Origin of the sequence: Streptomyces prasinopilosus, assembly GCF_001419695.1 — a bacterium.
GTDB lineage: Bacteria > Actinomycetota > Actinomycetes > Streptomycetales > Streptomycetaceae > Streptomyces > Streptomyces prasinopilosus.
This window is the reverse complement of record NZ_LIRG01000452.1, coordinates 1-7,517: the sequence shown is the minus strand read 5'-3', so window position 1 is coordinate 7,517 and position 7,517 is coordinate 1. Positions and strand designations below refer to the sequence as shown.

General features: G+C 73.0%; 6 protein-coding genes. 5 read left to right on the top strand and 1 reads right to left on the bottom strand.

Going from position 1 to position 7,517, the window contains the following annotated elements; translation table 11 throughout:
- Positions 1–1,084, top strand: a 1,084-nt coding sequence (ftsY, locus tag AOK18_RS19090) for a signal recognition particle-docking protein FtsY (RefSeq protein ID WP_055695160.1), incomplete at its 5' end; no start/stop codon positions are given.
- Between the two features lie 224 nt (positions 1,085–1,308).
- Here the strand turns inward: ftsY and AOK18_RS19085 are convergent.
- Positions 1,309–1,980: a bifunctional DNA primase/polymerase gene (locus AOK18_RS19085; RefSeq protein ID WP_055574917.1), complete on the bottom strand. Its 672-nt coding sequence runs from the start codon at positions 1,978–1,980 to the stop codon at positions 1,309–1,311.
- Between the two features lie 447 nt (positions 1,981–2,427).
- Between AOK18_RS19085 and nsdA the strand changes: the two genes are divergently transcribed.
- The 4 genes from nsdA to AOK18_RS19065 form a co-directional block, all read left to right on the top strand.
- Positions 2,428–3,921 (top strand): transcriptional repressor NsdA, encoded by a 1,494-nt coding sequence (gene nsdA / locus AOK18_RS19080; protein ID WP_055574918.1) that lies wholly within the window; start codon positions 2,428–2,430, stop codon positions 3,919–3,921.
- A gap of 486 nt (positions 3,922–4,407) precedes the next feature.
- The gene (locus AOK18_RS19075; protein ID WP_055695159.1) at positions 4,408–5,751 is read left to right on the top strand and encodes an ammonium transporter; all 1,344 of its coding nucleotides are present in this window, start codon (positions 4,408–4,410) and stop codon (positions 5,749–5,751) included.
- Complete coding sequence (locus AOK18_RS19070) at positions 5,748–6,086, top strand: P-II family nitrogen regulator (RefSeq protein WP_042168077.1); 339 nt, start codon at positions 5,748–5,750, stop codon at positions 6,084–6,086. Before AOK18_RS19075 ends, AOK18_RS19070 begins: the two co-directional genes overlap by 4 nt.
- Positions 6,087–6,114: 28 nt before the next feature.
- A partial coding sequence (locus AOK18_RS19065) for a [protein-PII] uridylyltransferase (RefSeq protein ID WP_079105093.1) occupies positions 6,115–7,517 on the top strand: 1,403 nt, incomplete at its 3' end.

Here is a 7,517-nt window from a genome sequence, read left to right as displayed (position 1 = left end):
CGACATCACCGCCCCCCCGGCCGAGCCGCATGTCGGCGACGAGGCCGAGACGCCGCGGGAGGAACCGCGGCGCACCGTAGAGGAGGTTGATCTTCCGGACGGCTCCACCCCGGTCGTCGTCGAGGAGCCGCCCACCGAGGCGCCCGCGATCGAGATCCCGGAGCCCACCGCCGGCCGGCTCGTCCGGCTGCGCGCCCGTCTCTCCCGCTCGCAGAACGTGCTCGGCAAGGGCCTGCTCACGCTGCTGTCCCGCGAGCACCTCGACGAGGACACCTGGGAGGAGATCGAGGACACGCTGCTCACCTCCGACATCGGCGTGCAGCCCACCCAGGAACTGGTCGAGCGGCTGCGCGCCCGCGTGAAGGTGCTCGGCACGCGCACCCCCGCGGAACTGCGCGGACTGCTCCGCGAGGAACTGGTCGCCCTGGTCGACCCCAGCATGGACCGCACCGTGAGCACCGCGAACGGGACCGGCGGACCGGGCATCGTGATGGTCGTCGGGGTCAACGGCACCGGCAAGACCACCACCACCGGCAAGCTCGCCCGGGTCCTGGTCGCGGACGGCAACACCGTCGTCCTCGGCGCCGCGGACACCTTCCGCGCCGCCGCCGCCGACCAGCTCGAGACCTGGGGCGAGCGGGTCGGCGCCCACACCGTGCGCGGCCCCGAGGGCGGCGACCCGGCCTCGGTCGCGTTCGACGCGGTCAAGGAGGGCAAGGAGATGGCCGCGGACGTCGTGCTCATCGACACCGCCGGCCGGCTGCACACCAAGACCGGCCTGATGGACGAGCTCGGCAAGGTCAAGCGGGTCGTGGAGAAGCACGCCCCGCTGGACGAGGTGCTGCTCGTGCTCGACGCCACCACCGGCCAGAACGGCCTGGTCCAGGCCCGGGTCTTCGCCGAGGTCGTCAACATCACCGGCATCGTGCTCACCAAGCTCGACGGCACGGCCAAGGGCGGCATCGTGGTCGCCGTCCAGCGCGAACTGGGGGTCCCGGTCAAGCTGATCGGTCTCGGTGAGGGCGCGGACGACCTGGCGCCGTTCGAGCCCGAGGCGTTCGTGGACGCGCTCATCGGGGAGTGACACCCCGCGGCGGCCGCACCGGACCGCCACGGACACGCGAAGAAGCGCCCGCTTCCGGAACCCGGAAACGGGCGCTTCGCCGTTCATCGCCCCGAGCCCCCGAGCCCTCGAGCCCTCGGGCCCCCGGGCCCGGTCGCTGCCGCCGGCACCGACCGGCACGCCCGGACGGACCGGTACGCCGATGCCGATGCCTGTGCCGACGTCGCCGATGCCTGTGCCGACGTCTACGCCGGTGACGCCTGCGACCGGTGCACCACGTACGCCAGCGTGCCCAGCACCAGGCGGGCCTCCGGCGGCCGGGGCGCCGAGTCGAGCGCGGGGGAGCGGAGCCAGCGCACCGGGCCGCGGCCGCCCCGGTCGGACGGGGGCGCCGTGATGTGCCTGCCCGGGCCGAGGCCGTGCAGGTCGAGGGCGGCCGGGTCGTCCCAGCCCATGCGGTAGAGCAGCTCGGGCAGCGCGGCGGCGGCCCCGGGGGCGACGAAGAACTGGGCCCGGCCGTCGGGGGTGGCGGCGACGGGGCCGACGGGCAGGCCCATGCGCTCGAGCCGGGCCAGCGCCCGGCACCCGGCGGGCTCGGCCACCTCGATCACGTCGAACGCCCGCCCGACCGGGAGCATCATCGCGGCGCCCGGATACTCGGCCCAGATCTCCGACACGTCGTCCAGCGGAGAGCCGGCGGGGATCTCCGGCGCGAAGTCCAGCGGATGCGCGCCCGGTGCCCGGCATCCCGCCCGGCCGCAGGAGCAGGCGCCGGCGGCGGCGCGGGCGCCCGGCACCACGTCCCAGCCCCACAGCCCGGTGTACTCCGCCACGGCGGTGCCCTCCGGTCCGCGGCCCCGGCGCGAGCCGGACCGGATGTCACGGATGCCCCGGCCGATGCCGATCGTGAAGCCCATGCCCCCTCCAACGGGTTCGACGCACCGATGGTTACGCAGTGGTCCTGACGCGTGACTCTCTGTTTTCGACTTCCCCGTGCGGCCCCGCCCAGTCGGCGCTTCGAGGCGTCGGGGGTGGTGAGCGCTGCGACGCGCGCCCCCAGGCACGTCCTTGCATCCACTCTTGGCAGCCTCATGTCAAGTGAAGCGCGGAGCGGCCACGGTGAGTTCATCCGATGGGGTGGCGAATGGTGGCGATTACGGGTTCGCCATGGCTGGACGGGTGATCGTGGGACTACGGTGTGTGCACGGTTCCTTGGGGCGCATGCGCCGACGGGTATGCCGGAGGCAAGTCGGCTTTCCGTTCGGAGGGTGGGAACCTCCGGACGGCGGCCCCCTGTGACCGGCATTCTGATAGGGCTTGGCGCACTCAGCGGCAGGTGGTTCTCGGGGAATGGGGGCGTTCCAGTGAGCGGCAACGGCGGTGGCGGGACGAACGCTGCGAGTACGCGGAAGCGTCCGAACGAGCTGCTCGCCTCGTGGTTCGTCCGCAGCGGCTGGTCCAAGGGCGAGCTCGCCCGCCAGGTCAACCGCCGAGCCCGCCGGCTGGGAGCCAGCCACATCTCCACCGACACCTCACGGGTGCGCCGCTGGCTGGACGGCGAGAATCCGCGCGAGCCCATTCCCCGGATCCTCTCCGAGCTGTTCTCCGAGCGCTTCGGCGTCGTCGTCTCCGTCGAGGACCTGGGTCTGCGCGCCACCCGGCCCTCGCCCTCCGCGACCGGCGTCGACCTGCCCTGGACGGGCCCGGAGACCGTGGCCCTGCTCAGCGAGTTCTCGCGCAGCGACCTGATGCTCGCGCGGCGCGGCTTCCTCGGGAGCTCGCTGGCCGTCTCCGCGGGGCCGTCCCTCATCGAGCCCATGCAGCGCTGGCTCGTCCCCTCCCCGTCCGCGGCGCAGCCCCGCCCGGAGCCCGAGCCCGTCTCCGCCGGCCGCGCGCGCGGCCGGCTGTCCCAGCCGGAGCTGGACCTGCTGGAGACCACCACCGTGATGTTCCGGCAGTGGGACGCCCAGTGCGGAGGCGGCCTGCGCCGCAAGGCGGTCGTCGGACAGCTGCACGAGGTGACGGACCTCCTCCAGGACCCCCAGCCCGAGCCGATCCGGCGGCGCCTGTTCAAGGTCGCCGCGGAACTCGCCGAACTCGCCGGCTGGATGTCGTACGACGTCGGGCTGCAGCCCACCGCGCAGAAGTACCACGTCCTCGCCCTGCACGCGGCGAAGGAGGCCGGGGACCGGCCGCTCGGTTCGTACATCCTGTCGAACCTGAGCCGGCAGATGATCCACCTCGGCCGCCCCGAGGACGCCCTGGAACTCATCCACCTCGCGCAGTACGGCAGCCGTGACTGCGCGAGCCCCCGCACCCAGTCGATGCTGTATGCGATGGAGGCCCGCGCCTACGCCAACATGGGCCAGCCCGGCCGGTGCAAGCGCGCGGTCAGGATGGCCGAGGACACCTTCGCCGAGGCCGACGAGTGGGACGAGCCGGACCCCGACTGGATCCGCTTCTTCTCCGAGGCCGAGCTGTACGGCGAGAACTCCCACTCCTTCCGCGACCTCGCCTACGTGGCGGGCCGCAGCCCCACCTACGCCTCGCTCGCCGAACCGCTGATGCGGCGGGCCGTCGAACTGTTCGCCGCCGAGGCGGGACGGCACCAGCGGTCGTACGCCCTCAACCTGATCGGCATGGCCACCGTGCACCTCCTCCAGCGCGAACCCGAGCAGGGAGCGGTTCTCGCCACCGACGCCATCAAGGCGGCCAAGAAGGTCCGCTCCGAACGCGTCAACACTCGTATCCGAAAGACGGTCGACACGGCCGTCCGCGACTTCGGCGACCGGGCCGAGGTCGTCGACCTCACCGAACGGCTCGCCGTCGAACTCCCGGAGACCGCCGAGGCGGTCTGACGCCCGGAAACCCCCGGACAGCCCCCGTCCGGTCCCTCGGAAAAGGTCCCCGGAAGAACCCCGGAGACCTCCAGTAACCCCGGAACGCTCCGGAAACGCCCAGAACCCCGGCCGCGGCCGGCCCTCCCGAACTGCCCGACTCGGCTCCCCCATGCCAGGTCATCGGAAGGCCCGCCGCGGCCGGCACCCTTCTCGCGCCGGAACCGGCGCCGCTCACGCGGAGCCGGCCGCCCGCCGTCCCGGTTCCCCAACCGACGGTTGCGGCGCCCCGTGGCGAAGCTTGCGCCACGACAACGATCCGCACCGCCCGCATCCGGCAGTTCATCGACGCGTAACACACCGTGTGCCTTCGTCACGGCGGTGAAACAGCGAGGGGCCTCCACCGAAACGGCGCTGCGCGAATCTCATGGCGCAGAACCGGCCCACCCCTCACGACCCGCCCAGGCTTCGCCCGCACGGGGCCGTACCAACGACGAGGAGACGCCGATGGCACCAGCCATCACCCTTGCCGCAGAAGCGCCCACGCTCTCTGCCGCCAACACGGGGTTCATGCTCATCTGTTCCGCCCTGGTGATGCTCATGACGCCGGGCCTGGCCTTCTTCTACGGAGGCATGGTCCGGGTCAAGAGCACCCTGAACATGCTGATGATGAGCTTCATCAGCCTGGGAATCGTCACCGTCCTGTGGGTGCTGTACGGCTTCTCCATGGCGTTCGGCACCGACTCCGGCGGCCTCGTCGGCTGGAACTCCGACTGGGTCGGCCTCAGCGGCATCGGCCTGACCGAACTGTGGGACGGCACCACCATCCCGCTCTTCGTCTTCCTGGTCTTCCAGATGATGTTCGCCGTCCTGACACCCGCCCTGATCAGCGGCGCACTCGCGGACCGCGTCAAGTTCACCGCGTGGGCGCTGTTCATCGCGCTGTGGGCCACCGTCGTCTACTTCCCGGTCGCCCACTGGGTCTGGGGCTCCGGCGGCTGGGCCTTCGAACTCGGCGTCATCGACTTCGCCGGCGGCACGGCCGTCCACATCAACGCCGGTGCCGCCGCGCTCGGCGTCATCCTGGTGATCGGCAAGCGGATCGGCTTCAAGAAGGACCCGATGCGCCCGCACAGCCTGCCGCTGGTCATGCTCGGCGCCGCGCTGCTGTGGTTCGGCTGGTTCGGCTTCAACGCCGGCTCCTGGCTCGGCAACGACGACGGCGTCGGCGCGCTGATGTTCGTCAACACCCAGATCGCCACCGCCGCCGCCGTCCTCGGCTGGCTCGCCTACGAGAAGATCCGCCACGGCGCGTTCACCACGCTCGGCGCCGCCTCCGGCGCGGTCGCGGGCCTGGTCGCCATCACCCCCGCCGGCGGCGCGGTCACCCCGCTCGGCGCGATCGCCGTCGGCGCCGTCTCCGGCGTCCTGTGCGCCATGGCCGTCGGCCTGAAGTACAAGTTCGGCTACGACGACTCCCTGGACGTCATCGGCGTCCACCTCGTCGGCGGCGTCATCGGCTCCCTCCTCGTCGGACTCCTCGCCAGCGGAAAGGGCCAGTCCGACGTCGAGGGCCTCTTCTACGGCGGCGGCCTCGACCAGTTCTGGAAGCAGTGCGCCGGTGTCTTCGGCGTCCTGGCCTACTCCCTGGTGGTCTCCGCGGTCCTCGCCCTCGTCCTGGACAAGACGATCGGCATGCGGGTCTCCGAGGACGACGAGGTGGCCGGCATCGACCGGGCCGAGCACGCCGAGACCGCGTACGACTACAGCGGTGCCGGTGGCGGCGCCGCCCTCAGCGGCGCCGCCCCGGCGCCCGCAGACCGGGCCGAGAGCAAGAAGGTGGACGCATGAAGCTCATCACCGCCGTCGTCAAGCCGCACCGGCTCGACGAGATCAAGGAGGCCCTGCAGGCCTTCGGGGTCCACGGCCTGACGGTCACCGAGGCCAGCGGCTACGGCCGCCAGCGCGGCCACACCGAGGTCTACCGCGGTGCCGAGTACACCGTCGACCTGGTCCCCAAGATCCGCATCGAGGTGCTGGTCGAGGACGACGACGCCGAGCAGCTGATCGACGTCGTCGTCAAGGCGGCCCGCACCGGCAAGATCGGCGACGGCAAGGTCTGGTCGATCCCCGTCGACACGGCCGTACGGGTCCGGACCGGCGAGCGCGGTCCCGAAGCGCTCTGAGACAGACCGACGGAACAGGAGTCGCCGGGTGACGAGCACGGACACGCACGACGGAACACAGAACCCGGGACCCGGCGGCTACGCGGCGGCCCGGCTGCGCCTCCTCACCGGCACGGCGCGGTCCGGGCCGCCGCGCCGTGCCGCCCTCGCCCGGCTCACGGACGACTGGCTCGCCGCACTGTTCACCGCGGGCACCGGACACCCGCGCGGAACCTCCCTGATCGCGGTCGGCGGCTACGGGCGCGGCGAACTGTCCCCGCGCAGCGACCTCGACCTGCTCCTGCTGCACGACGGCAGCGACCCCGCAGCCGTCGCCGCCCTCGCCGACCGGCTCTGGTACCCCGTGTGGGACCTGGGCATCGCCCTCGACCACTCCGTACGCACCCCGGCCGAGGCCCGCCGCACCGCCGGCGAGGACCTCAAGGTCCAGCTGGGCCTCCTGGACGCCCGGCACCTCGCCGGGGACCTCGGACTCACCACCGCCCTGCGCACCACCGTCCTCGCCGACTGGCGCAACCAGGCACCCCGACGCCTCCCCGAACTCCGGGAGCTCTGCGCCGAACGCGCCGAACGGCAGGGCGAGCTGCGGTACCTCCTGGAACCCGACCTCAAGGAGGCCCGCGGGGGGCTGCGCGACGCCACCGCGCTGCGCGCCGTCGCCGCCTCCTGGCTCGCCGACGCCCCGCGCGAGGGACTCGCGGACGCCCGCCGCCGGCTCCTCGACGTACGGGACGCGCTGCACCTGACGACCGGCCGCGCCACCGACCGGCTCGCCCTCCAGGAGCAGGACCAGGTCGCCGCCGGACTCGGCCTGCTCGACGCCGACGCCCTGCTGCGCCAGGTGTACGAAGCCGCCCGGGCCATCGCGTACGCCGGCGACGTCACCTGGCGCGAAGTGGGACGCGTGCTGCGCTCCCGGGCCGTGCGGCCGCGGCTGCGCGCCCTCATCGGCGGCGGGAAGCAGAACGCCGAGCGCTCGCCGCTGGCCGAGGGCGTCGTCGAGCAGGACGGCGAGGCGGTCCTCGCCCGTGCCGCCCGCCCCGAACGCGACCCCGTCCTCCCGCTGCGCGCCGCGGCCGCCGCCGCACAGGCGGGACTCCCGCTGTCGCTCCACGCCGTCCGGCGCCTCGCCGCCACCGCGCGTCCGCTGCCCGTGCCCTGGCCCGCCGAGGCCCGCGAACAACTGGTGACCCTGCTGGGCGCCGGCCGCCCCACGGTCGACGTCTGGGAGGCGCTGGAGGCGGAAGGCCTGATCACACGGCTGCTGCCGGACTGGGAACGGGTCCGCTGCCGCCCGCAGCGCAACGCGGTGCACGTCTGGACCGTCGACCGGCACCTCATCGAGACCGCCGTCCGCGCCTCCGGGTTCACCCGGCGCGTGCACCGCCCCGACCTGCTCCTGGTCGCCGCGCTGCTGCACGACATCGGCAA

Coding starts and splice junctions, on each gene's coding strand:
- AOK18_RS19085 (WP_055574917.1), bottom strand. CDS start 1,980: ATGGGCTTCACGATCGGCATCGGCCGGGGCATCCGTGACATCCGGTCC.
- AOK18_RS19075 (WP_055695159.1), top strand. CDS start 4,408: ATGGCACCAGCCATCACCCTTGCCGCAGAAGCGCCCACGCTCTCTGCC.
- AOK18_RS19070 (WP_042168077.1), top strand. CDS start 5,748: ATGAAGCTCATCACCGCCGTCGTCAAGCCGCACCGGCTCGACGAGATC.